The sequence below is a fragment of the Chitinophaga barathri genome (genome assembly GCF_003807585.1).
Taxonomy (GTDB): domain Bacteria; phylum Bacteroidota; class Bacteroidia; order Chitinophagales; family Chitinophagaceae; genus Chitinophaga; species Chitinophaga barathri.
Genome location: NZ_RMBX01000001.1, coordinates 301,407 through 325,808, shown reverse-complemented (window position 1 = coordinate 325,808; position 24,402 = coordinate 301,407). Strand labels below are relative to the sequence as shown.

The following is a 24,402-nucleotide window of genomic DNA, read 5'->3' as shown; positions in this document are numbered from 1 at the left end:
GGGAAGGGGGTGAATTTTATAACTAAAAGGGGGGAAATTTATAATTCAGGCTCTCCCGCGTACTCTGTAGGGGTCTTGCCGAACTGTTTTTTGAATTCCCGGCTAAAGTATTTCCGGTCGTTGTACCCGACCATATACGCCACTTCGTATACCGTATGCTGTTTTTTCCGGATCAGCTCGGCCGCTTTTTTAAGACGGAGGGATTTCACAAAGTCATTCACGGACATATTGGTCACCGCCTTCAGTTTTTTGTACAACACCGGCTGGCTCATGGCCACTTTCCGCGCCAGCATGTCCACCCCGAATTCCGGGTCGTCCATATGTTCGTCCACCAGCTGGGACAGTTTTTCCAGGAAGGTATTGTCCAGCGGATTAGGCAGATGGGCGGTAACGTCCGTTGTTTCTTCTGCCTGCAGCTGCGTGCTGTATTTCTGCCGCATTTTTTCCCTGGAAGCCAGCAGGTTGCGTACATTCAGCTCCAGCACGCGGGTGCTGAATGGTTTGGTGAGATAAAGGTCCGCACCGGTTTCCAGCCCGCTCACATGGTCTTCCTGCGAACTTTTGGCGGTGAGCAGTATGACGGGGATATGGCTGGTGCGCTCATCCGTTTTGAGCAGATAACAGAAACGCAGGCCGTCCATTTCCGGCATCATCACGTCGCTGATCACGAGGTCAGGGATCTGTGCGGTGGCCAGCTCCAGGCCTTCGGCGCCATTTTCGCTTTCCAGCACCTGGTATTGGCCGCTGAAGGTCTGGCGTACCAGCTCGCGCAGCTCGGGGTTATCTTCCACTATCTGGATCGTCACCGGCCGGCTCTCTTCCGGCAGTGAAAGTGCTGGCAGTTCTTCTTCCCCGACAACAGGAACCGCCGCCGCATCCGGTATATCATATTTCCCGATCACATGCTGCGTGCCCGCAAAGTGTTTGCTGCCCTGCTGCAAGGTGACGGTAAAACATGTCCGTCCTTCTTTCCCCGCCGCGGGCGGCTCGCTTTCCACCGTCAGCGTGCCTTTGTGCAGCTCCACGATATTCCTGGACAGGGCCAGCCCGATGCCATACCCCGTGTTTTGAAATCCATGGTCCGCCACCTGGAAGAAATTGGTAAACAGTTTATCCAGGTACTCCGGTGCAATGCCGCGGCCATTGTCCGTGACGGTGATCACGAAAGTATTTTTATGCTGCGCCACGTGCAGGCTGATCCGGCCGCCTTCGGGCGTGAATTTAAATGCGTTGCTCAGCAGGTTGAAAAATACTTTATCCAGTTGTTCCCTGTCAAAATAAACGGGCGCCTGCTGCATGTCGTGACTGAACGAAGTTTTGATATGCCTGCTCTGCGAAAGTTCCCCGAAACTCGCGTAAATGTTCTCCAGGAAAGGGATCAGGTCTTGTTCAGACACATGCAGCTTCAGGTGATTGGTCTCCGCCTTGCGGAAGTCCATCAGTTCGCTGACGAGCTTCAGCAGCCTGTCCGCATTGTTGCGCACGGTATAAAGTTGCTGCTGCATGGGATCGTCCCGCTTCAGGGTATGGATCATCTTTTCCACCGGCGCCATCAGCAGGGTAAGGTGGGTGCGTATTTCGTGGGATACGTGGGTGAAAAAGTTGAGTTTCACCTGGTGCAGGTCTTCTTCTTTGGTGAGCAAAGCCCGCATAAAGAAATAACGGGTGACGAGGAAAAACAGGAAGGCCAACAGCGCCGCATACAGGCAATAAGCCCACCAGGTGCGCCAGAAAGGCGGCAGGATGGTAATGTCTATCCACACGGGAGTGCTCCATACGCCGTCGTTGTTCGCGCCTTTCACCCAAAGGGTGTAGCTGCCGGAAGAGAGGTTGGTATATGTCACGGAAGGGTTGCCGGTTTCCACCCAGTCGCGGTCGGCGCCTTCCAGCTTGTATGCGTAGCGGTTTTTGCTGCTTTTGATGTAATTAAGCAGGGCGAATTCCAGGGTGAATACTTCCTGGTCGTGCCGGAAACTAAGTTTGCGCGTATACCCGATCTCTTCTTTCAGCAAACCGTTTTTTTCATGAATGCCCACCGGGTTGTTGAACAACCGCAGGCCGGTGAAAAGGATGGGAGCGGAGTAGGTATTGGCGGCGATCTTGTCCGGGAAAAAACTGGTGATGCCGTTGAAACCGCCAAAGTATAATTCGCCCCGGCTGTCTTTCAGGAAAGCGTTGTAGTTAAAACTGTTGCCCGCAATACCATCGCTGGTGGTATAGGTCTGGAAGGTCTTTTTCTCCGGGTCGAACTTTACGAGCCCGTTGCCGGTGCTGATCCAGAGCTGGTGATGTTCGTCTTCCAGCAGGCCCATGACGTTGTTGTGCGGCAGCCCGTCCTTTTCGCTATAAAGCGTTTGTTTCTGCAGGTCGGGGCTGTATTGAACCAGCCCTCCGTAATAAAGGCTCACCCAGATATTGCCGCGTGAGTCTTCCTGTATGGCATTGATATAATCGGAGCGTATCTCTTTCATTGGCCCGCCCGTGCTCATAAAAAGCCCTTTGGTAGCGCCCACCCAGTACCTGCCGCGCGAATCCTGGAATAGATACCGGACAGAAACGCCCGCGGTAGTGCCGGTAAGCGAAGAATCATCGTACGGTATCAGCCCGGTGCCCCTGCGGCGCATAATGTGCAGCCCGGTGTTTGAACCTATCCAGAAACGGTCTTCGTTATCTTCCATCAGGAACGTGATCTCCCTGGGGAAAGGGTTGGGGTCCTGCTGGTTGTAAAAGTATCTTTTAAACGGCCCCTTTCCTTTTTCCATCACGTTCAGCCCGCCGCCGTGCGTGCCCGCCCAGATGTTAAGGTCTTTGTCCTCGTACACGATCTTGACGAGATTGGAGCCGATAGTGCCCGCGTTGCCGGGGGAATGTTTATAATAGGTATAGGCGCCGGTCTGCCGGTTATAATAATTAAGGCCGCCGCCTTCCGTGCTGATCCAGAGGTTCTGCCGGGCGTCTTCCAGGATGCAGCTTACCACATCGTTGCTGATGCCGGGCTGCAGGGTACTGTTTTGCCAGGTGCTGAATGCGGTGCTGTAGGAATGGACCATGTTCACGCCGCCAAAATAAGTGCCCATCCATACGGAGCCGTTGTTGTCCTCGAAAAGCGAGTGAATGGAATTTTGCGAGAGACTGTTTTTATTGCCGGGATCGTAGCGGTAGGTGGCAACTTTCATAGTCACGGGATCTATCACATTGAGGCCCTCCTGCGTGCCCGCCCACATTTTGCCTGCTTTGTCGCGTATGATGCTGCGCACGAAGTTGTGCGCCGCGACGGGCTGCGTGATATGGGTGAAGGTATTTTTTACCGGGTCGTAGATGTCTATCCCGGCGTATTGCGTGCCCATCCAGATATGGCCGTCCTGGTCCTCCGCCAGGGAGGTGATGTAGTTCATGCCCAGGCTGCCCGCGTTCCCTTCTTCGTGCCGGAAGGTTTCGATACGGAACTGCCCGCCGGTTTCGCGGAGGCGATTCAGGCCGTTGTTCGTACCTGCCCAGATGTCGCCTCTTTTATCCTGGCGGATGCTGCGCACGTTATATCCCGCCAGCTGCCCTTTGCCTGCTGTGAATTTGCGGAAATGGTACAGGGAGTCCGTTTGCAGGTAGAGCCCGCTGCTGGCGCCTACCCACAGCCGGCCTTTACGGTCTTCGAATATGGAATTGATGTTTTCCTGGCGGCCGGGCGTGAGCACGATCCTTTGAAAGATGTCCTTTTCGGGATCGTACCGGCAGAGACCCACGGCCGTGCCTACCCAAAGCGTTTTCCTGGAATCTGAATAAATATCGAGGATAAGATTTTCCGAAAGACTGGTGCTGTCTCCCGCACGGTACTGGTAGATCCTGAACCGCTGCCCGTCGTACCGGTTGAGCCCGTAACGGGTGCCATACCACATAAAACCCCTCGCGTCCTGCGCAATAGCGAGCACGGAATTATGGGACAGGCCGTTTTCCACCGTCAGGTGGTTAAATGCGATGTTCTGTCCTTTGGTTGAAGTAAATGCCAGTAAAATTAACAGGTATAAGTACACCCCCCGCCTGAAAATCATACCTAAATATAAGCACTTGGATAAATTAAACCCGCAACCAGGGGAGGAATTTTCAGATTATCTTTTTTTCATTGACTTGATAATCAAATAATTAAAACGGGTTTAGGATATTCACCCCATTCCTTTACGATTCTCCCCCCTCGTTCTTACCCCGGAACCACATATTTGCGATCATGTGATGTTTTAATTCAACCAAATTCCACCAAAATTCGTGCTATGCGCTTTTTGAAACACGTAGAACTTTCCCGTTATGCCTTAAAGATATTCCCGGGGACTATCTTGATGCTACTCTTTCCTGTTCTTCTTTTTGCCCAGAAAAAGACCATCACCGGCACCGTTCGGGATAACAACGGCGAGCCGTTGCCAGGGGTTTCCGTTACCGTCAAAGGGGACAAAACAGGCGCCGCCACAGATCCAACCGGCAAATTTACCATCTCTGTTCCGCAGGGGGGCGTCCTTATATTTACATACATCGGCTTCGAGCGGGTGGAGCAGGTAGTGGGCACCGCCACGGACTACAACATCAAACTGGCTGAAAAGGCCGGTACGCTGAACGATGTGGTAGTGGTAGGGTATGCTACCCAGAAAAGAAAGGATATTACCGGCGCTGTGGGCAGCGTGAACATGAAGGACTTTGAAAAGGCGCCTGTAAAGTCGTTCGACGAAGCCCTGGCCGGCCGTGTGGCCGGTGTGGCCGTAGCCAGCAACGACGGGCAGCCAGGCTCTGTGGCGAATATCGTAATACGGGGCGCGGGCTCCATCACGCAGGACAACTCACCGCTGTTCGTAATCGACGGGTTTCCCACGGAAAGCTCCAACGCGAATGCCATCAGCCCGGCGGACATCGAGTCCATCGACGTGCTGAAAGACGCTTCCGCCACCGCCATCTATGGCGCCAGGGGCTCCAACGGCGTTATCCTCATCACCACCAAAAAGGGCAAGACCGGCCCGCCGCAGGTAACGCTCAATTCCTATTACGGCTGGCAGAAAATACCGGAAAAGGTGGAACTGATGAGCCCCTATGAATTTGTACGTTACGTGGGCGACATCAACCCCGGCATCCGCGATTCCGTGTACCTCGCCAAAGGTGTTACCCTGAACGATTACCGCAACGTGGAAGGGCTGGACATGCAGGATTATATTTACCAGACCGGCCAGACGATGAACCACGACCTGGCGGTAAGAGGTGGTAATGATAAAACCCGCTATTCCCTTTCCGGCAACTACATCGACCAGAAAGGCATTATCATCAACGGCGGTTTTAAACGTTACCAGTCCCGGCTCACCCTTGACCAGACGGTGAACGACAAACTGAAAGTGGGCATCAATGCAAACTATGCCTACAACGAAGCATTCGGCATCCCGGTGAGCGCCACGAACTTCTACGCGTCCGCCACCACTTTGTATTCCGTATGGGGAGCGCGCCCCACCACCAGTATTTCCGGCCGGGACAGCGGCGTGAACCTGCTGGATGAATTTTATGATCCCACGAATGAACTGGCGAACAACCAGGACTACCGGGTGAATCCTTTACAGAATATCCAGAACCAGGTTACCAAAAACAAAACCAATACACTCATCGCAAACGCATATGCAGAGTATGCTTTCTCCAAAGAGCTGACCCTGCGGGTGACGGGCGGTATCAATTATAATAATGTCGAAACGAATGTTTTCAACAACTCGCGGACGCAGAGCGGCAGTAAATGGAGCGCCAGCGGGGTGAACGGGCTTATTTCCTTTGCGCCCAGCGCTATCTGGAGCAGTTCTAATTCGCTGAATTACCGCAAGACATTTAACAAAGATCATAATTTAAACCTGCTGGGCGTATTCGAAGCGCAGGGCGCCAAAACTTCCTTCCGCCGCCAGAGCGCCACGCAGATCCCGAACGAAGAACTGGGGCTGGATGCGATAGATCTTGCGTCACCAGCCAATGTCTCCCTGAGCTCTTACGCCTCCGAATGGACGATGGCCTCATTCCTTGGGCGTGTGAATTACGACTATAAATCCAAATACTACCTGACGGCGTCAATCCGCGCGGACGGTTCTTCCAAATTCGCCGCCGGCAATAAATGGGGATATTTCCCTTCTGCTTCCGTAGCCTGGCGCTTTAGCGGTGAGAATTTCATGGAAGGGCTCGCCTTTGTATCCGATGCCAAGATCCGCCTGGGTTACGGCGCTTCGGGAAACAACCGGGTGCGCGATTTCGCCTACCTCCCGCAATTGCAGCTTACGAGCAACCAGTATTGGTATTCACAGGGCGGCAAGCCGCTGGCTATCGGTTCGGTGATCACGTCATCCGGTAATGAAAACCTTCGCTGGGAAACAAACGAACAAACCAATATCGGGCTGGACCTTTCCTTTTTTAAAGACCGCCTCTCGCTGACAGTAGACGCTTACAAACGCACTACCACGGATCTGCTATTGGAAGCCGCGCTGCCATACATGCACGGTATCGAAACCTCCACCGGTTTTAAGAACGTGGGCAAGCTGGAGAACAAAGGGCTGGAGTTTTCCTTGAACGGCGTTATCGTTGCCAACAAAAAATTCAACTGGAGCAGCAACTTCAACATCAGTTTTAATAAAAACAAGATACTCGCACTGGCCGAAGGGCAGGCATCTATCCTTTCCGGCTCCGGCACTTTCTTTAACACCACGTATTCCGGCCTGTTCCCCTACATTTCCGCAATTGGCCGCCCGCTGGGTGAAATGTACGGCCTGGTGTTCGACGGGATATACCAGTATTCCGACTTCGACCAGATGCCGAACGGCACTTACCTGCTGAAGCCGGAGATCACCACGAATGGTTCCGCCAGGAATGCCATCCGCCCGGGAGATATTAAATACAAAGACCTGAACGGCGACCTGCAGGTGAACAACCAGGATTATACCATCATCGGCAGCGGCCTGCCCAAACATACCGGCGGCTTCAGCAACAACTTCCAATATGGGAACTTTGAGCTGAACGTGCTGCTGCAATGGTCTTACGGAAACGACATCATCAATGCCAACCGTTACGTTTTTGAAGGCGGTATCGTAAACAACCCGAACCTGAACCAGTTTGCAACCTACGCAGACCGCTGGACGCCGGAGAACCCCAGCAACACCCTCTTCCGCGCAGGCGGTATGGGCAATGCGGCATATTCTTCCCGCGTGGTGGAAGACGGTTCTTACCTGAAACTGAGAACCGTATCCCTGGGATATAACATTCCGGGAGAGCTGCTTCGCCGTGCTAAGATCAGGAACTTCAGGGTGTACGCATCCGCGCAGAACCTCTACACCTGGACGAACTACTCCGGCAAAGACCCGGAGGTGAGCGGCAGGAACGGTAACCTGACACCCGGTTTTGACTACGCCGTGTATCCGCATTCCCTCTCTTATGTACTGGGCTTAAACGTAACCTTCTAAATTCCGACACATGAAACCGAGCATCATAAAACTTAACATACAGGAAAATATACAGCGAGGTTCCATCCGATATTTTGGACGGATAAAACGCATGTGTATCATTGCAGGCATGGCGATAGCGGGGCTGACTTCCTGCAAAAATTTCCTCGATACAAAACCGAGTGATTTTTATTCACCGGACAACTATTATACCACCGAAGCCCAGCTGAACCAGGCGCTTACCGGCATTTACGGGGACCTGATGCGGTCCGAACTGTACGGGCAGGTGATGCACTTCAACTTTGTGTCCACCACAGATGAGTCCATGAGCAACCGCGCGGCGGACGGCGATGCGAGAGGGTTGCGCTACAACTATGATGCATCGCTGGTGTACGTGGGCGGTATCTGGCGTTTTTCTTATCTCGGCATCAACAACATCAATTCGCTGCTGGAGAATATCGGTAAACCCGAAATGGATGAAGCCAAAAGAGATATCATCAAAGGCCAGGCGCTTTTCCTGCGTGGGTTCCTTTATTTTATACTCACCAGCAATTACGGCGATGTACCGCTGGTGCTGACGCCGCTGAGCATCAGCGAAGTGACCCTGGCCGCTACTCCGCAGAAGCAGGTGTACGAGCAGATTGAAAAAGACATGAAAGAAGCGGAAGTGCTGCTGAAAGATTTCACCTTAACAAAGACCGGTTACAATGATGTGGTGACGCTCACCGCCGTGCAGGCCATGCTGGCGAGAGTGTATCTCTACTGGGCCGGTTACCCGCAGAAAGACGAAAGCAAATACGAGCAGGTGATCGCTTATGCAAATAAAGTGGAGCAATCGGGCCTGCACGCGCTGAACCCTGATTACAAACAGATCTTCATCAACCTTTGCCAGGATAAATACGATGTAAAAGAGAACATCTGGGAACTGGGCTCACTGGGCGCAGCCGCGGGTGTTGTGAACAAAGGCGGAAATGATATCGGCAATTTTGTAGGTATCACCTCCGGCGTAACTGCCGCCGATCCTACCTCTTACGGCTCAGCCAGCTGGGTGTCCGTGACCCAGAAACTGTACAACGCTTATGAAGTGGATCCGAACAGCACCGCTACGCCGTTAAAATCCTCGCTGGACATCCGCCGCGACTGGAACTGCGCGAACTTCATCTACGGCGGCACGCCGCGTGGGAGAACAGCCCGCAACAACGTCTGGCAGATGAGTTGCGGTAAGATCAGGAGAGAATACTGCCCCGCCGAGATCCGCAATACAAACGGCGTTGGCGGCACCTACAATATCAACTGGCCCGTGATCCGTTATGCGGACGTGCTGCTGATGCGCGCGGAAGCGGAAAATCACCTGCACGGCCCCGGTAATGCATACGAAGACGTGAACAGGGTGCGCAGGAGAGGTTACGGGATCATGAACGGGAATGTGGTTAAATCCCTGACTGTGACCAGCCAGGGCGCCGGTTACACTGTTGCGCCCGCGGTTACCATTTCGGGTGGCGGCGGCAGCGGCGCTACAGCCACGGCGGTGATCACCGGCGGTAAAGTAACGGGCATATACCTGAGCAATCCCGGCACGCTGGCGCCCGGTTCTTATTTTACTTCCGCCCCGGTGGTGGTAATAGGCACCGCCTGGACGCCCGGCGCCACCTACGCGGCCAACGCACAGGTTACCAATGCCGGGAACCTCTACACGGTAACCACTGCGGGCACCGCCACGAATACGGCACCCACGCACACTTCCGGCGCATCCAGCCCTGAAGTGACCGGTGCAGTGTTCACCTTTGCGGGTACCCCTGCTACCGCCACCGCCACCATCACAAACGGTACGGAAGCAGAATTGCCCACCGGCCTGAGCAGGGAAGATTTCCAGCTGGTGATCCGTGATGAAAGGATGCGTGAATTGTGTTTTGAAGCGTTGCGCAAAGCGGACCTTATCCGCTGGGGGAATTTTTACCAGGACATGCAGACATTCGCCGCCTGGGCCGCCTCCAATGGCGCTGGCGTGACCGCCACCGGCAACCCGAACGGCCTGCAGGGTGTGCAGAACATTTTACCCCGGCACGTACTGCTGCCCAAACCTACCTATGAACTGAACCTGAACCGCGCGCTTGTGCAGAACCAGGGCTGGTAATTCATGATCTTAAAACATTCAACTATTAACAGATGAAACGTTCATTTTTTATCATACTCGCAGGCCTGGTTGTTACGGCGGTTTCCTGCACCAAAAACATGGAAGTGGACAGGCCGGATTTTCAGGTGAGCCTGAATGCCGCCAATCTCGTGGCAGATACATTCACTTACCGCATGGGCGATACCACACGTTTTCAATTCACCGGCAGCGCGGGCAACATCGCGTTTTATTCTGGCGAGATCGGGAAAAGATATGACAACAGGGTGGTATCCCACAGGTTGGGCCAGCTCACATTATCTTTCGCCTCCAAAGCGGAGTGGGGTACACAGACCAATACCCTGAAGGTATTCGTCACGAACAAACTCACCGGCCTCGACTCCGCCACCGTGGTAAACGCCCCATGGACGGAGATCACTTCCAGGGCCGCCCTGGCCACCAGCGCCACGGTGGTGAATTCCGGCACCATCGACCTTACAGACCAGGTGGCGAACGCCGAAGATTCACTGTTCATCGCCTTCAGGTACAGCGGCGTAACCGGCAGTACCCAGCGCACCTGGACCATAACGAACTATTTGGTGAACAACGTTTTCCCCGACCAGACCTACAACGTGAGCAGCCTCACCACAGATGCCAGCTTCTGGACGCGTTACGGCAACGTGTGGAGCCCCGCCACTGCAAGATGGACGGCCACCGCGGGCGATCTGAAGATCACAGGCGGTACCGGCACCGCGCCTACCAATACCAGCTGGATCATCAGCCGGCCGTTGTACGTGGGCAGGGTATCGCCGGATGTGAGCACAGGTATCAAAAGCATCAACGAGCCGGACAAAACCGGTTATGATTACAGGTACAATTCACCAGGCGTGTACAAAGCCACTTTCGTGGCGTTTAACCACACTTTGGATGAAGAAAAAAGCGTAATAAGGGAATTAATCATTAAAGTGATACCATAAACAAACTCATGAAACCATTTATTTATCTCATTGCAACCGTTAGCCTTCTTGCATTTACTGTCAACAGGGGAGAGGAAGACTTTATCAAAGACAACCTGTCTTTTGCCAAAACACAGCTGAAATACATGCTCAAAGAAACGGATTCCCGCGATCCGCTGGCTTTCCCGCGCACCACCAGCAAAACGGGGCAGCTGGTCACCACCAATATGTACGACTGGACGCCCGGTTTTTTCCCCGGCAGCCTCTGGTATGCCTGGGAACAGACCAAAGACCCGCAGCTCCGCCTGCAGGCCGCCACATGGACGGAAAAGCTGGAGCCGCTGAAAGACTTTACCAAACACCATGATCTTGGTTTTATGGTATACTGCAGCTACGGAAACGCTTACCGCCTCACGGGCAACAAAACCTACCGCGACATCCTGGTGCAGGCGGCGCGCTCCCTTAGCACGCGCTTCAGCAAAACCACCGGCAGCATCAAGTCGTGGAACGTGTTTAAATCATGGCATGGCAATAAGAATTATTATTACCCCGTGATCATCGACAACATGATGAACCTGGAACTGCTTTTCTTCGCTTCCCGCGAAACCGGCGATACATCTTTCCGTCACGTAGCCGTAACACATGCGGAAACCGCGATGAAAAACCAGATCCGCCCGGATTTCAGCTCTTACCACGTCGTATGTTACGATACCCTCACCGGCAAGGTGGAAGGCCGGGAAACGGCCCAGGGATATGCGGACAATTCCACCTGGGCGCGCGGCCAGGCCTGGGGCATCTATGGTTTTACCATGGTGTACCGCGAAACCAAAGACCCCCGTTTCCTGAAAACGGCAATGGGCATGGCGGACTTTTACCTGGACCACAAAAACCTGCCGGAGGATAAAGTACCTTACTGGGATTTTAACCTGCAGGAAGCGGGATATACGCCCGGCAAGCTGTCCAACGCCAATAAAGTAAACACCAGATACCGGGACGCTTCCGCTGCTTCAATCACTGCTTCAGCTTTGTTTGAGCTGAGCAATTATGCGGGAGACAAAGCAGGCAAATACCGCGATGCGGCGATTAAAATGCTGCACACGCTCGGCGGCAGTGCTTACCGCGCTCCTGAAGGCGGGAACGGCAACTTTGTGCTGATGCACAGTGTGGGTAGCATTCCGCACAATACCGAGATAGATGTGCCGCTGGTGTACGCCGATTATTATTTTATCGAGGCACTGCAACGGTATGAAAGTTCCTTAAAATAGCTCGTAACGCTTAGAGCTTGAGAAGGAGGGTGTTCCGGAAGGGGCACCCTTTTTTTGTTATGGATTTGCCGGTATAGTTATTATATTTGGTTTATTCAACCTGTGTCATGAAATCCATTCTGTTCTCATTATGCCTCTTAAGTTCCGCCGTTTGTTTTGCGCAAAAAAAGGAGGAAATCATTCTCAATCGTTCCAATTTCACGTACGATGACGATCCTTATGTAAGTGAAACCTCGTCGCTTTTCCTTTCCGAGATGCGCGCGGGTGAACTGAGAGCCAGCGCGGAGTATTATAAATCGATCAGCAAGGTGTCCTTGAACAGGCTGAAACAGGTGGCAGGAAAGGCCAAAACCTGTTTGCCTAAATCGTTCTGGCCCAAAGACCGGAATAAGGGCGTGACAGGCATGTATGCCGAAGGCACGCACTTTGAAGAACCGGGGTTGTGGAACGAAGAGTTGTTTTTGAGCGCGGATGAACGGGGGAATGCTGTGTATCATATGCAGATCAAAGTCCGCTTCGGGACTACACCCGCCTCCGGTAAAAGGAAGATCGAAGAGGTGGTGGTGCTTTGTGGCAATGATATTAAACCTATCCCGAAGGAAGAGCTGGCCGCGATGATAAAAAAGGAGAAAGCAAAACAAGTTGGGGTTCCTCCGCCTCCGCCACCATTGCCGTCTACCGGTCGTTAAAAAGAAATGAATATAATACATCCTTAAGCCATACTGCCGCATAACGTCAAGAAAAGGCGACATTTCATGTAATCTCAACTGCATTACGGTATATGAAACTGTAGATTTGAGTACAATCCTATCGTTATGGAAATGCTCAGACCTGTTTTTATTATCCTCTCCCTGTACGTCTTCAAACCGGCTGCCACACTGCCTTCCCCGGAAGTATTCGCCGGTACCACACCTTGTGGCCAGCTGATCAGGCCGTTGCAAAATATTGCCGCGAACAAAGACTGCGCACTGGTGGAATGGACACTCAGTCTTCAACGCGACGAAGCACAGCAACCCGCTACCTGGCAGCTGACTGCATACAGCCGCCACATACTGCCAGACAACAACTACTCCCAGCCCGGTATTAAACATGAAGCCTCCGGCAAATGGAGCATCGTACAAGGCACCGGTGCACACAACCGCTCGATGATCTATGTGCTGGATACCGGCAGGCCCGGGTACAGGCTTCGTTTTATTAAACTCAGCGACAATCTCCTGCACCTGCTGGATGAAAAAGGCAGGTTCATGACGGGCGATCCCTTCCAGAGTTATACCCTCAACCGAATCAAATAGTGACGCTGATGAAAAATATTCTTTTGCTGATAATTTTTGTAACAGGTATGTCTGCGGCTAATGCGCAGTCCCTGGTACCGAAAGATACACCTCCTCCAGGTTCTGTTATGCTGGCATGGTACGAAGGCAGAACGCCCTGCAGGGAACTGGCTGCCGAACTAAAGCTGGGCTTCCGGGAAGAATGCGCCAAACGTAAACTCTCTCTCATTTTTTACGTGGATTCCACTAGCCGTAAACCAACATTCTTCCGGATGGGGGGCGTAGGTGTGCGCTCAGGAACGGGTAAATGGTCGATAGAAAAAGGAATGCCTTCGGATTCGTTAGCCATTGTGTACCGGCTCGACTTTGGGGAAGCGGAGCTGTACCTGATGAAAGGATTTGAACAGGTATTGTTTGTGCTGGATAACAAAAAGAATTTCCTGGTAGGGAATGAAAAATACAGCTACACCCTGAACCGCGTCACTGAGCAAAGATCCTGGGACAAATGGCGCGAGCTGGTGCATCGCGGGGCTTCGTTTTAGCTGGTACGTGGCAGATCGGCCCAGTGAAATCCCGACGCGTCAAAATAGGTGCCGGTCCAGATGATCCCGACATACATGGCAATCAACGAAGCGAAGAGCAGCACTGCGCTGATGGCAAACATAAAAAAGAAAAAAGCGCTTTCTCCCGCCATGTCTCCGAAGGATTTATAATAGAGGTTGCCCCATGGATCGGTTTTGTAAAATCGTCTCCTCCGGACAGAAGCCAGAAATAAGATCGTGGAAACAAAAACAAAAATGCCGACGTGCAACAGTTTGTATCGCATGGCACCATCTTCTTCCCGGCTGAGAAATAACAATCCTCCCAGCAGGATGAGGATGATCACGATGATCGTATTACGAAACCTGTTCCCAACCGGAGCTTTTTTACCCTCAAAGTTCTGGATGCCTTCAAAGGCCGTGGTGATCTGTGGTCCGGCCGGTGCCGTATTTATAGGCCGGGCTTCAGCAGTTGTTTCACGATAAGCGACCGGGTGAATGATCCTTTTCCCGAAATAGTATAGCAGGTAAAAGAAGAAAACATACAATGCCCCGGTGAACATCCATTGGAACGTACCCGAATGATCAAAACTGAAGACAACCGGCGCCAGTGGCGCCAGCAGGTTGACTATAAAGAGAAAACCAACTATGGTGCATATTAGATAAATGACGTTTTCGGTTCTGGAAGAAAAATTTGACGTTTTCATGGTATGGGTATTTCATAGGTTTCGTCCGGGACTATTCAGCTGTGCAAAATAAATAATCCCCCAGCTAATACTCTTATTTTTTTTGAATCCCCAACTGCTCCGTGCTGATCCACTTCACATCCAACTCGCTGCTGAAAAAGAGATACTTCCCATCCGGTGTGAGATAGGAGCAGTATTCGTAAGTGGGCGTATTCACTTTCAGGCCCGCATTGACGGCTTTGCCCCACTTCCCGTCGGCGGTTTTGCGGGAGATGTAGAGGTCTGCGGAACCGTGGCCGTCCGGGCGGTCCGCTGCTGTAAAGACCAGCAGTTTTTCATCTGGCGAAATACAGGGATCATGCTCGATGCCTGGCGTATTGATGGCCGGGCCAAGGTTTTCAGGAACCGTATAGGAGCCGTTTTCCAGCCGGCTGTAATAGATATCCAGGTCCCCGTTTCGGTTAGACGCAAAATAGATATTGCCATTGGCTGAAAGGGAAACATAATATTCCGTGCTGTCTGAATTGATGCCTGCCACATTTTGCGGGGAGGACCAGCCGTCCTTTTCCGGGCGTACGTACCAGATATTAAAGTCTCCCGCTGTGTCCCCGGCGTTCCGCGGCCGGTTTGAAATAAAATACAAAGCCCCGTCCGGCCCGAAGAACGGGTCCGCCTGCGAATACGCCTCTTCCGAAAACGGCGCATGTCCCGGGGCGGTCCATTGCCCGTCTTTATATTCCGTTTGCCAGATACTCCACTTGCCTTTGCCCGAGCGGCAGAAATAATACGTTTGCCCGTCCGGCGAAAAAGCCGAATTAAAATCCAGCGAATCGGAGCACACGATGCCCGGAAGGAACCGGAGCGCCGCCGTATCCGGTGCCGGAGAGGGATATGAAATGCCGGTGGTGATGTTGCGGCAGGCCGCCGTCAGCAGGATAACCAGCACAAGCATAGGTTTCATGGAGGAGATCATAGGAATGAATATACGAAAAGTACCCTTTCGGGAGAAACGGGCCGTTTTGCCATTTAAACCTTCCAGCAACCACTGGAGAAAGTTTTCGGGGCGGGGTTATGTATTCAATAAATTGTTTGATAAGTTTGCCTGTTACGAATGTTCCCAAGTGGAACCGGCCAGACCAGCCTTTCTGTATGCCTTTGATACGTTGCTACCTTTATTAAAAATGTTTGTATGAATTATTTGTCGAAGCGGCTTTGCTGTCTTTTTGCGCTGCTCATCCTTTGCAGTCACTTTATTGTAGCCCAGGAAATTAAGTACGTTTCCGGCCAGAATTCCTGGAACCCGGATTCCCTCGGAAATCACCGCGCCGTGGTGCAGGTCACCGCGGACGGCCCGGTAAGCCGCGCGGCCATCGAATGGCGCCGGAGCGATGACGCCGCCGCCAAAGCCATATACGTGGTGGATGCGCAGACCTCAAAACGGATCATGAACGTAAAGACGGAGAACGTTTCCCGCGAGCGGGCGGATATTTATTTTGAGCCTGTTTCCGGGAAAGGGAAATACTTTATTTATTACATGCCCTACAAAGTAACTGCCCGCAGCAATTATCCCAACGCGGTGTATTACAAGCCTGAAAACACAGCTTCCGCCGACTGGTTGCAGAAAACGGGTAATTACACCCGGGCGGACCTCCTGTACCTGGAAAGCGTCAATGAAATGAACAGCCCCTTTCCTATGAAGGTGACCGCCACCGCCGCCGAGGTGGGGCAACTGGTAAAAACAAATCCGGGCAAGGCGTACCTCGTATTCACCGAAGACCGGAAATTCCCCGTAAAACTCCGCCACGATCTTCCCCGGCGCTGGATTCAGCAGGGTGTTACGGGCAGTTTTTCCGGCACTGCGTCAAAAGGGGAGAATTATAGTTTTCAATTGGGCGTTTACCCCGTGGCGGCAGACCTAAAGAACGTGACTATTTCATTTGCGGGCCTCAAAGATGCCGCCGGGCACGCGATACCCGCCGCGGCTATGAGCTGCCTGAATACAAACGGCACGAAATACAACGGCAGCCCTTTCACACAGGTGGTGGACGTGAAAAAGGGTGATGTGCAGGCCCTGTGGTGCCTCGTGAATATCCCCGTGAGCACCGCTGCCGGTATTTACACCGGCACCGTCACCGTAAAGGCCGCGGGGCTGCCCGCGACGCCTGTTAAAGTCTCCCTCCGCGTGACGGACGATGTGGCGGTAAACGGGGGCACTGATCAGCCGGAGCTTCAGACCCGCCTTGCCTGGCTGAACTCCACCCTGGCGCAGCACGACGATGTGATCAAACCCTATACGCCTATCACGGTGAATGATAAAACCATCGGTTTGCTCGGCCGGAAGATCATCCTCTCCGGCAGCGGCTTCCCGGAGCAGATCCAGACGTTTTTTACACCGGAAATGACCGGCATGACCAGCACACCGCGCAACCTGTTCACAGACAAGGTGCGCTTCAGCGTTATCAGCACCGCCACACACGAGGAAATCCCTTTCAAAAACACAGCGCTTCGTTTTACCCAAAAACAACCCGGTATTGTAAAATGGGAAACCAGCAGCCGGTCCGAAACCCTGACAATGGACGTGAGCGCTTCCGCCGAGTTTGACGGGTATCTTTTCTACACTGTAAAACTCACCGCCCTGCGTGACGTATCGCTGGAAGACACACGGCTGCAATTCCCCTTCGAAAAAAACGTGGCGAATTACCTGATGGGCCTTGGCTTCAAAGGCGGCAAACGCCCCGTGGCCGTGGATTGGAAATGGGAAGTGGCCACCAAAAACCAGGATGGCGCCTGGATCGGCGATGTGAACGCTGGCTTGCAGTACACCCTGCGCGACGAACATTATTCCCGCCCGCTCAATACCAATTTTTATCTCCAGAAACCGCTCGTATTGCCTTCTTCCTGGGGCAACGCGGGCAATGGCGGCATCAGGGTGAAAGAGGACGGCAATACCGTGCTTTCGGACAATTACAGCGGCCCCCGGAGCATGAAAAAAGGAGAGGTGCTGTATTACAACTTCACCTTGCTGGTTACGCCGTTCCATCCCATCAACACGGATTTTCAATGGGCTACCCGTTTTTATCACAAATATAACGCCCTGGACACTATCAAAAAACTCGGCGCAACGGTGGTGAACATTCACCATGCCACGCCCATCAACCCTTATATCAACTATCCTTTCATCGAGCATGAAAAGATGAAAAAATATATCGACTCCGCGCACGGACTCGGCTTAAAGGTTAAGATCTACAATACCGTCCGCGAACTCTCGAACAGTGCGTACGAAACCTTCCCGCTGCGCAGCCTCGGGCATGAAATATATTCAGCGGGCAAAGGCGGCGGTTATTCCTGGCTGCAGGAGCAACTGGGAGACGATTACATCGCGGCCTGGTATGTGCCCGGCATCAAAGACGCAGCGGTGGTGAACAGCGGCATGAGCCGCTGGCACAACTATTACGTGGAAGGCATGAACTGGCTGGTACAAAATGTAGGCATAGACGGTATTTACCTGGATGATGTGGCCTTTGACCGTGTGACGATGAAACGTATCAAACGGGTGCTCACCAAAGACGGCCATCCCGGGATTATCGACCTGCACTCCGCCAACCAGTACAACAAAAGCGATGGTTTTATGAACAGTGCAAACCTGTACATGGAACATTTTCCTTACCTGGACAGGCTTTGGTTCGGCGAATATTTTGACTATGAAAAAAATGAACCGGACTTTTTCCTGACGGAAGTATCCGGCATACCCTTCGGCCTGATGGGCGAAATGCTGGAAGGCGGCGGAAACCCCTGGCGTGGGCTCGTATACGGCATGACCTGCCGTATGCCCTGGAAAGAAGACGCCGATCCCCGTTATATCTGGAAAGCCTGGGATGCATTTGGGATGCAGGGCACGGAAATGATCGGTTACTGGGTGGAAAACAATCCCGTGAAAACGGACAATGGCAAAGTACTGGCCACCATTTACAAAAAAACAGGCAAGGCCATGATCTCCATCGCCAGTTGGGCGGCTGAAGACACAAAAGTGAAATTGAAGATCGATTGGAAAGCCCTCGGCATCGATCCTTCACAGGCAAAACTAACAGCAGACGAGATCAGGGGCTTCCAGCCGGCGGCACAGTTTGACGTGAACGGGGAGATACCGATAAACAAAGGGAAAGGTTGGCTGCTGATATTGGAATAAACCTGCTGAGTTAGATGATTTAATATTACTGCTCCCGGAGAGTAGTGGAAAATAAAAGAAGGCCGTATCAGCGATACGGCCTTTTAGTTTATCAGTTGACTGCAGGCGGTCCGGCGAGGATGCCGAGCCTTAGCCATTCGTCTATCAGTTTTGCAGAAATGGTCTCGAAAGTTTTGCTTTTGGCGGCGTCCCCGGAAACAAATATTTCCCCTCTCCAGATCACTTTGTCCCCGCCAGGTTCCCACAATACAGCCTGCAGGTTCTCCGAGAAGACCTGCCTTCTTGAGTTGACGGCCCTTTGGTATTTAACACCAGGATACAGCAGCCAGCGCATGTAGTCGCGGTTTTTTTTCATGGTAAGCGTATCCGGGTCCTCCGGCAGTTCGAAGATCACCAGCGCAATATCCGGCTGGTGTTTATGGATGGCGGCCTGAAGGTTGTTATTAAAGACGGCCAGTTTGTTGCCTACATATTCATAGGTACCGGGCACCGCCTTCCCGGTGTAGTGATTGATCAGCAGCCCGGAAAGGTTGTCCAGGAAATGTCTTACGGGGATGGTGCCAAAACCGGCTATCAGCAATTTTTTATACGGTTTCCCCGCGTCGGTGGATTCGTAGGTGACCACATCGTTATCGGCATGTGCGGTTGTTTTCTGGGCATGCGTGGCTGTGGCAAAGATCAGCAGGAACGGTAGAAGAAGGCAAAGGGAAACTCGGTACATGGGACAAAATAAATAATTGGGATGCAAAGTAAAAAATCCCGGGAAATTATCAAAACTGGCCACTGAATTGGATATTTCCTATCTTCGCATTTGATAAACGAGCCCCAAAAGAATAATTCCCCCGATCAACAGGCAGGATATTGAAATGCTTATTGATAACCGCTTCAATTTATTTTACTTGTACAGTCTTTACGGAAAAATCATCAGCAACCCCGGGAGTTTCAGGCAGCTTTCCTGTGGGGAAACGCTTATCACTTTGTCAACTGTCCCCTTTTAGCCATTGCATTCTGGCGGAATAATAACACCCTTAACCGGTTGGCTATTTTAAATATTAGTACTGATTTGCATATTTTCGCCGGAATTGTTATTTTCATCCATTAAATCCTTTACCTATGGACTACAACCAGGAACACTTTCTTGGAAGTGAAATTAACTTAGTGCAGGCTTCCACCGGGAAACGCTTTGCCAACTACATCATCGACACGATCTGTTATTATGTGCTGGTTTTCATTTTGGGCATGATCCTCGGATTGGTATTCCCTCAGTACTTTGATTTTGTGGAAACCTCCTCGGGAGGCGAACTGCTGGACAGGATTGTATGGATACTGATCTATGGGGCATTAATGGGCCTGTTGGAAGGAGTCCTGAAAGGGAAGACACCTGGCAAATACATCACAGGCACTATCGCGGTGAATGAAGATGGTAGCACTATTTCTATGAGCACGGCCTTTAAAAGAGGCTTTATCCGCATGATCCCTTTCTGTGCATTCAGTGCTTTGGGCTCGCCCTGTTATCCCTGGCAGGACAAATGGACCAACACTTATGTGATTGACCAGAAAACCTCAGTGCTCAGGCAGGACGTATAGGCTGGTTTTGTGCAGTAAACTCTTTATTACATGGACGTTGTTACTTTGCCGTCCGTTTGTACATCCTCTTCCTGTCTTCTCCCCGGAGGCAGACCGGAAGAGGTTTTTTTATTCAACGCCACCTCTGAGCCCGATTAATCTTTCATAGATATCTCTCGTTATTTCCCCAGGCTTTCCATCCCCGACGGCCTTTCCGTCTATCTTCAGCACCGGCAGCACCACCTTCGTTGTGCTGGCGATAAATGCTTCGCGGATATCCCGGAGATCGTCCAGCGATATGTTCCCTTCTTTTGCTCCCAGCCCTTCCAGCCCGAGTATTTTTTTCCGGGTGATGCCTTTCAGTATTTTTTCAGCGGGGGTAATGATCTCCCGGTCCCTGGTGACGATAAAAAAATTGGAACGCGGGCATTCGCGCAGTTCGCCGCGATCGTGGTACAGCACGTCGTCCGCAGCATGTTCGTTGATGAATGGCTGCAGGTAAATGGATTGCAGGTAATCGATGGTTTTGACCTGTGGCAGCTGCCGCTGGTGATCGTAGGTGACGAGGCTGATACCTTTTTCAAAGGCTTCGGTGCTGAAGTTGTAGGCGGATTGTGTGATCAGCAGGTTTGGACTGGAAAGATTATAACCATTGTCCGAATACCCGCCGGTAAGCGTAATGCGGATGCCGGAATGGGGGAGGTTGTTTTTTTCTATCAGACCTGTGATCAGCTGTTTGAGCGCTTCGCGGGATTGTGTAACGGGCAGGTTCATCACGGAGGCGGACTGATAGAAGCGGTCCAGGTGGTCTTCGAGAAAAACGGGCTGTCCGTCTTTTGTCCTGAAGTAATCGAATATGCCGTAGCCGCGCTGGATGGAAAGATCGTTGATGTGGATCTTGGCATCCTGTACCGGTACATAATTTCCGTTGATAACGACGTATTGCTGGCTCATGGGATACTGTTGTGTTTTTTCAGGATGGGTAATACTTTGTCCAAAGGTAAGGCTTCCACTTCGCGGCCGTTCCTGCCTTTCATAGGTTCCGCCGCAAAAAGCGAGTTGATGATCGCTTCTTCCGTGGCTTCGATGGTAGCCATAAAAAGGGGCGAAAGGGCGTCGTTTTGCAGCAGGGTGATGGTCATCACCGGGCTGTTGCTGTTGTGGGGGATACGCAGCGTTTCCGCGGTGGAAAATGCGACCACGTAATCCCCACTGCCATTGGAGGCGATGCCGCCTGTTTTGCCCAGGCCCAGCATGGCGCGTTTGGCGAGCCGGAGCAGGTTGCGGTGGTCCAGCGGTGCATCTGTGGCTATTATCATCATACAGGAGCCATCCACGTTATTCAGCAGGTGATTGCTGAAATCGAATTTGCCAAGCGATTGTCCAACGGGGACGCCGTCTATCTGTAATGCGCCGCCAAAGTTACTTTGCACCAGCACGCCTACGGTATAGCCGCCCAGGCTGGCCGGCAGTTTGCGGGAAGCGGTGCCGATACCGCCTTTGAAACCAAAACAGACTGTGCCGGTGCCCGCGCCGGCATTGCCTTCCGCTGGCCGGCTGGTATCCGCGTTGCGGATGGCTTTTAATACGTCTTCTTCCGTCACATGGCGGCCCCTGATATCATTGAGATAACCATCGTTCGTCTCGCCCACCAGCGCATTGACGGAACCCACATTTTCATTGCCTTTTTCGCGGAGTGTATAACCGATCACGGCATTCATGGCGGTGGGCACGCTGAGGGTATTGGTGAGCACGACCGGCGTTTCGATATTGCCCAGCTCGTTCACCTGCGTGATGCCGGCCAGTTTGCCAAAACCATTGCCTACATACACCGCCGCGGGCACTTTCTGCTGAAAGATGCTGCCGCTATGCGGTACAATGGCAGTAACGCCCGTTCGTACCGAATCCCCTTTGATAATAGTGGTGTGGCCCACTTTCACACCGGCCACGTCGGTGATGCTGTTCTGGCGGCCGGGCTGCATTACGCCGGTGATGATGCCGTATTCCCTGGGTCTTTTCTTTTCCTGCGCACAGAGGGGGGCGGGCAGGAAAAGCAGTACAAAAATGGTTGACTTGAACATACCTGCAATGATACTGATTTTGGGCACGGCTGTATAAAAAAAATAGCCTGGCGGACAGCTGCCGCCAGGCTACCGCGGTGCTTGCCGCCGGTTAATGCGCAAAACGCAGGGGAGAGATATGCAGCTCCCGCCTGGCTTCGGGACGCAGGGCCCAGGAAGCGAAAGTAAAACCGGTGAACAGGAGGGGGAAGATCACTTTTTCCACGCCATCACCCACAAAAAGATGGGAAGCCACCGCGCCGGTGAGGTCAAAGATGGCGCCAGCGTAAGCCCATTCTTTCAGGCGGGGGAGGCCGGGCACGGCAACGGCGATAGCGCCCAGTATTTTCCAGATACCGAGTATCACGCAGAAATAAGCCGGGTAACCAAGAAGAGCCATGCCGTCCACCACCGGGGCAGCCTGTATCAGGTCGCCGCTGCCGCCGGAGCCCAGCTGGAAGATCACCAGCGCGGTAAATATCCAATAGGCGGCCTTCTGCCCGCGCATGGAAAGGAAGGAAAAAACATTTGCGCTGAACAGCGGCCCGTAATTGCGACGGCCTGCCGGGCGGAGATAGTATGATACAAGCGTTAAATCTGCAAAGACAAACGGGCCGGGGGCTCCGGAGATGTCACCTGCCGCAAGGTGCAATGCGCCAGCGGTAACATAGATAAAGATCAGGCCGGCGTACACCCATTCTTTCAGCCTGGGCATGCCCGGCGCCAGCAGTACGATCACGCCCACTGCTTTCCAGGCGCCGATGATCGTGAGCACATAATAAGGGAGGTGGATAACATCCATCACATGGATCACAAAGGGGATCTGTAGCAGGTCCCAGCCGGCGCCAACGGCTGTTTCGAGGCCTATAATGCCGGTCGCGAGCCAGAATGCGGTCAGGCGGATGATTCGCAGGAGGTTTGTCCTTTTTTCAGTGAGCGTTTTCATGTGGTTCTTTTTTGTTTTGATGAACAGTGTATCTGAAACAATAAGAACCGGGAAAACCGGAATTGGACAGGTAGGAGAAATTATTTTCAGGAAATCTTTTCTATTTTTTCCCGGATCACCGCTTTTTCAGTGTGGGTTTTGGCCAGGTCGTACGCTTTGCGGAAATGCTGCCTGGCTGTTGTATTGTCTGCCCCGGTATACAATTCGCCCAGCAGCAGCCAGTAAAAATGATCATTTTCCATGTGAAGGGCTTCAGCTTCAGCCAATGCTTTTTTGTTGCCATGTACTTTATAAAAAGCGAACACCCGGTTCAATGCCACGGAGGGGGAGTAGTTCACCAGCAGCAGCTGGTCGTAGAGGAAAAGAATGTCTTCCCATTTTTCCCGGCTGTCTTCTTTTATACAGTGCCAGTAGGCGATGCGGGCTTCCAGGTGATAGGAGCTGATTTCGTCGCCTTCGGCGGACAATTGCAGGAAATGCCGCCCCTGCGCGATCAGGGTTTTGTCCCAGCGTTTCTCGTCCTGCTGCTCGTAAAGCACCGGGAACCCTTCGCCGGAGCGGGCGTCGAAGCGGGAGGCGTGGAAACACATCAGGGCAATGAGGGCATTGGTTTTCGGGCGGTTGGCGGGCGGGTATTCCGTAAGGGTAAGGCCGAGGCGGAGGGCTTCAAAACAAAGGTCTTTCCGCAATATTTCGTCCTGCGTCTGTGAATAATAACCCTCGCTGAAAAGGAGATAAATGATATGCAATACATTGTCAAGCCGGCTGACTATTTCATGCTCCGGCGGCAGTTCCATTTTGATGTTCTCCGTGCGTAGTTTTTCCTTTGCCCTGAACAGGCGCTTGTTGATAGTCTCTTTGTTCGACAGGAAAGCCTCCGCAATCTCATCGATGCCGAAACCGCAGAGGATGCGCAGTGCCAGGCCTATCTGGGCCTCGCTGGCAATGGCGGGGTTGCATACGGCAAACAGCATTTGCAGCTGGCTGTCTTTGATATGTTGCATAGAAAAGTCGAGGTCTTCGATCTGCTGTTCTTTTTCCTGCCTGGACGAGAGGGCTGGCGCCACTTTTTCGTCGAATATCCTGTTCCTCCTGAAGTAGTACAGTGTTTTTTGTTTGGCCACCACATACAGCCAGGCCGTGGGATTGGCGGGAAGGCCTTTCACGCCCCAGTTTTCGGCGGCCATCAGGAAGGTTTCGCTTACAATATCCTCGGCGGTCTCGATATGCTCCAGCCCGAACAGTTTGCTGATCACCGCCACCATTTTTGAAAACTCCTCCTGGAAGAGGTGTTTTAACGATTCTTGTCCTTTTTCCATATGCTGCTGAAAGGACTGGTCAAAACGGGCGTTTGCCGTTTTAACCAGTCCTGTTTTTAGATAATATC

Annotated in this window: 17 protein-coding genes; 9 read left to right on the top strand and 8 right to left on the bottom strand. The window is 52.5% G+C overall.

The annotated features are described in order from the left end of the window. Positions 1-38: 38 nt before the first annotated feature. On the bottom strand, positions 39-4,046 hold the full coding sequence (locus EG028_RS01195; protein ID WP_120514214.1) for a hybrid sensor histidine kinase/response regulator transcription factor: 4,008 nt from the start codon (positions 4,044-4,046) through the stop codon (positions 39-41). A gap of 282 nt (positions 4,047-4,328) precedes the next feature. Here EG028_RS01195 and EG028_RS01190 point away from each other — a divergent pair, with 282 nt between their 5' ends. The 7 genes from EG028_RS01190 to EG028_RS01160 all read left to right on the top strand — a co-directional run bounded on the left by EG028_RS01190 (position 4,329) and on the right by EG028_RS01160 (position 13,574). Continuing rightward, on the top strand, positions 4,329-7,451 hold the full coding sequence (locus EG028_RS01190) for a SusC/RagA family TonB-linked outer membrane protein (protein WP_120514600.1): 3,123 nt from the start codon (positions 4,329-4,331) through the stop codon (positions 7,449-7,451). 10 nt (positions 7,452-7,461) lie between these two features. After that, the gene (locus EG028_RS01185) at positions 7,462-9,564 is read left to right on the top strand and encodes a RagB/SusD family nutrient uptake outer membrane protein (protein ID WP_120514213.1); all 2,103 of its coding nucleotides are present in this window, start codon (positions 7,462-7,464) and stop codon (positions 9,562-9,564) included. Between the two features lie 32 nt (positions 9,565-9,596). Then, the gene (locus tag EG028_RS01180) at positions 9,597-10,517 is read left to right on the top strand and encodes a DUF5017 domain-containing protein (RefSeq protein ID WP_120514212.1); all 921 of its coding nucleotides are present in this window, start codon (positions 9,597-9,599) and stop codon (positions 10,515-10,517) included. 8 nt (positions 10,518-10,525) lie between these two features. After that, positions 10,526-11,761 carry a glycoside hydrolase family protein gene (locus EG028_RS01175; protein ID WP_120514211.1) on the top strand — a complete coding sequence of 412 codons (1,236 nt, stop codon included), beginning with the start codon at positions 10,526-10,528 and terminating at the stop codon, positions 11,759-11,761. 107 nt (positions 11,762-11,868) lie between these two features. After that, a complete protein-coding gene (locus EG028_RS01170; protein ID WP_120514210.1) occupies positions 11,869-12,450 on the top strand; it encodes a hypothetical protein in 582 nt (193 codons plus the stop codon). Positions 12,451-12,576: 126 nt separating this feature from the next. After that, the gene (locus tag EG028_RS01165) at positions 12,577-13,053 is read left to right on the top strand and encodes a hypothetical protein (protein ID WP_120514209.1); all 477 of its coding nucleotides are present in this window, start codon (positions 12,577-12,579) and stop codon (positions 13,051-13,053) included. Between the two features lie 47 nt (positions 13,054-13,100). Next, entirely contained in the window at positions 13,101-13,574 is a 474-nt protein-coding gene (locus EG028_RS01160) for a hypothetical protein (protein WP_185096807.1), read from the top strand. Here EG028_RS01160 and EG028_RS01155 read toward each other — a convergent pair. Next, positions 13,571-14,278: a hypothetical protein gene (locus EG028_RS01155; protein WP_123864497.1), complete on the bottom strand. Its 708-nt coding sequence runs from the start codon at positions 14,276-14,278 to the stop codon at positions 13,571-13,573. The genes EG028_RS01160 and EG028_RS01155 overlap by 4 nt on opposite strands. Positions 14,279-14,351: 73 nt before the next feature. Further along, positions 14,352-15,218 carry a TolB-like translocation protein gene (locus tag EG028_RS01150; RefSeq protein ID WP_162946184.1) on the bottom strand — a complete coding sequence of 289 codons (867 nt, stop codon included), beginning with the start codon at positions 15,216-15,218 and terminating at the stop codon, positions 14,352-14,354. A 228-nt stretch (positions 15,219-15,446) separates the two neighbouring features. Between EG028_RS01150 and EG028_RS01145 the strand changes: the two genes are divergently transcribed. Beyond that, positions 15,447-18,443: a glycoside hydrolase domain-containing protein gene (locus EG028_RS01145; RefSeq protein ID WP_241559034.1), complete on the top strand. Its 2,997-nt coding sequence runs from the start codon at positions 15,447-15,449 to the stop codon at positions 18,441-18,443. A gap of 91 nt (positions 18,444-18,534) precedes the next feature. Here EG028_RS01145 and EG028_RS01140 read toward each other — a convergent pair whose 3' ends face one another. Beyond that, a complete protein-coding gene (locus tag EG028_RS01140; RefSeq protein WP_120514205.1) occupies positions 18,535-19,164 on the bottom strand; it encodes a hypothetical protein in 630 nt (209 codons plus the stop codon). A 392-nt stretch (positions 19,165-19,556) separates the two neighbouring features. Here EG028_RS01140 and EG028_RS01135 point away from each other — a divergent pair, with 392 nt between their 5' ends. Then, positions 19,557-20,030, top strand: a complete 474-nt coding sequence (locus EG028_RS01135) for an RDD family protein (RefSeq protein WP_120514204.1) — start codon at positions 19,557-19,559, stop codon at positions 20,028-20,030. A 108-nt stretch (positions 20,031-20,138) separates the two neighbouring features. Here the strand turns inward: EG028_RS01135 and EG028_RS01130 are convergent, their stop codons facing one another. The 4 genes from EG028_RS01130 to EG028_RS01110 form a co-directional block, all read right to left on the bottom strand. Further along, the gene (locus EG028_RS01130) at positions 20,139-20,963 is read right to left on the bottom strand and encodes an aminotransferase class IV (protein WP_120514203.1); all 825 of its coding nucleotides are present in this window, start codon (positions 20,961-20,963) and stop codon (positions 20,139-20,141) included. Continuing rightward, the gene (locus EG028_RS01125; protein ID WP_120514598.1) at positions 20,960-22,090 is read right to left on the bottom strand and encodes a DmpA family aminopeptidase; all 1,131 of its coding nucleotides are present in this window, start codon (positions 22,088-22,090) and stop codon (positions 20,960-20,962) included. Before EG028_RS01125 ends, EG028_RS01130 begins: the two co-directional genes overlap by 4 nt. Positions 22,091-22,181: 91 nt before the next feature. Next, the gene (locus tag EG028_RS27805) at positions 22,182-23,015 is read right to left on the bottom strand and encodes a DoxX family protein (protein WP_206614327.1); all 834 of its coding nucleotides are present in this window, start codon (positions 23,013-23,015) and stop codon (positions 22,182-22,184) included. 86 nt (positions 23,016-23,101) lie between these two features. After that, positions 23,102-24,334 (bottom strand): RNA polymerase sigma factor, encoded by a 1,233-nt coding sequence (locus EG028_RS01110; RefSeq protein WP_120514202.1) that lies wholly within the window; start codon positions 24,332-24,334, stop codon positions 23,102-23,104. Positions 24,335-24,402 lie beyond the last annotated feature (68 nt).

Excerpts from the sequence above, each read along its gene's own strand:
- EG028_RS01195 (WP_120514214.1), bottom strand. The coding sequence starts at position 4,046 with ATGATTTTCAGGCGGGGGGTGTACTTATACCTGTTAATTTTACTGGCA.
- EG028_RS01190 (WP_120514600.1), top strand. The coding sequence starts at position 4,329 with ATGCTACTCTTTCCTGTTCTTCTTTTTGCCCAGAAAAAGACCATCACC.
- EG028_RS01185 (WP_120514213.1), top strand. The coding sequence starts at position 7,462 with ATGAAACCGAGCATCATAAAACTTAACATACAGGAAAATATACAGCGA.
- EG028_RS01180 (WP_120514212.1), top strand. The coding sequence starts at position 9,597 with ATGAAACGTTCATTTTTTATCATACTCGCAGGCCTGGTTGTTACGGCG.
- EG028_RS01175 (WP_120514211.1), top strand. The coding sequence starts at position 10,526 with ATGAAACCATTTATTTATCTCATTGCAACCGTTAGCCTTCTTGCATTT.
- EG028_RS01170 (WP_120514210.1), top strand. The coding sequence starts at position 11,869 with ATGAAATCCATTCTGTTCTCATTATGCCTCTTAAGTTCCGCCGTTTGT.
- EG028_RS01165 (WP_120514209.1), top strand. The coding sequence starts at position 12,577 with ATGGAAATGCTCAGACCTGTTTTTATTATCCTCTCCCTGTACGTCTTC.
- EG028_RS01160 (WP_185096807.1), top strand. The coding sequence starts at position 13,101 with ATGTCTGCGGCTAATGCGCAGTCCCTGGTACCGAAAGATACACCTCCT.
- EG028_RS01155 (WP_123864497.1), bottom strand. The coding sequence starts at position 14,278 with ATGAAAACGTCAAATTTTTCTTCCAGAACCGAAAACGTCATTTATCTA.
- EG028_RS01150 (WP_162946184.1), bottom strand. The coding sequence starts at position 15,218 with ATGAAACCTATGCTTGTGCTGGTTATCCTGCTGACGGCGGCCTGCCGC.
- EG028_RS01145 (WP_241559034.1), top strand. The coding sequence starts at position 15,447 with ATGAATTATTTGTCGAAGCGGCTTTGCTGTCTTTTTGCGCTGCTCATC.
- EG028_RS01140 (WP_120514205.1), bottom strand. The coding sequence starts at position 19,164 with ATGTACCGAGTTTCCCTTTGCCTTCTTCTACCGTTCCTGCTGATCTTT.
- EG028_RS01135 (WP_120514204.1), top strand. The coding sequence starts at position 19,557 with ATGGACTACAACCAGGAACACTTTCTTGGAAGTGAAATTAACTTAGTG.
- EG028_RS01130 (WP_120514203.1), bottom strand. The coding sequence starts at position 20,963 with ATGAGCCAGCAATACGTCGTTATCAACGGAAATTATGTACCGGTACAG.
- EG028_RS01125 (WP_120514598.1), bottom strand. The coding sequence starts at position 22,090 with ATGTTCAAGTCAACCATTTTTGTACTGCTTTTCCTGCCCGCCCCCCTC.
- EG028_RS27805 (WP_206614327.1), bottom strand. The coding sequence starts at position 23,015 with ATGAAAACGCTCACTGAAAAAAGGACAAACCTCCTGCGAATCATCCGC.
- EG028_RS01110 (WP_120514202.1), bottom strand. The coding sequence starts at position 24,334 with ATGGAAAAAGGACAAGAATCGTTAAAACACCTCTTCCAGGAGGAGTTT.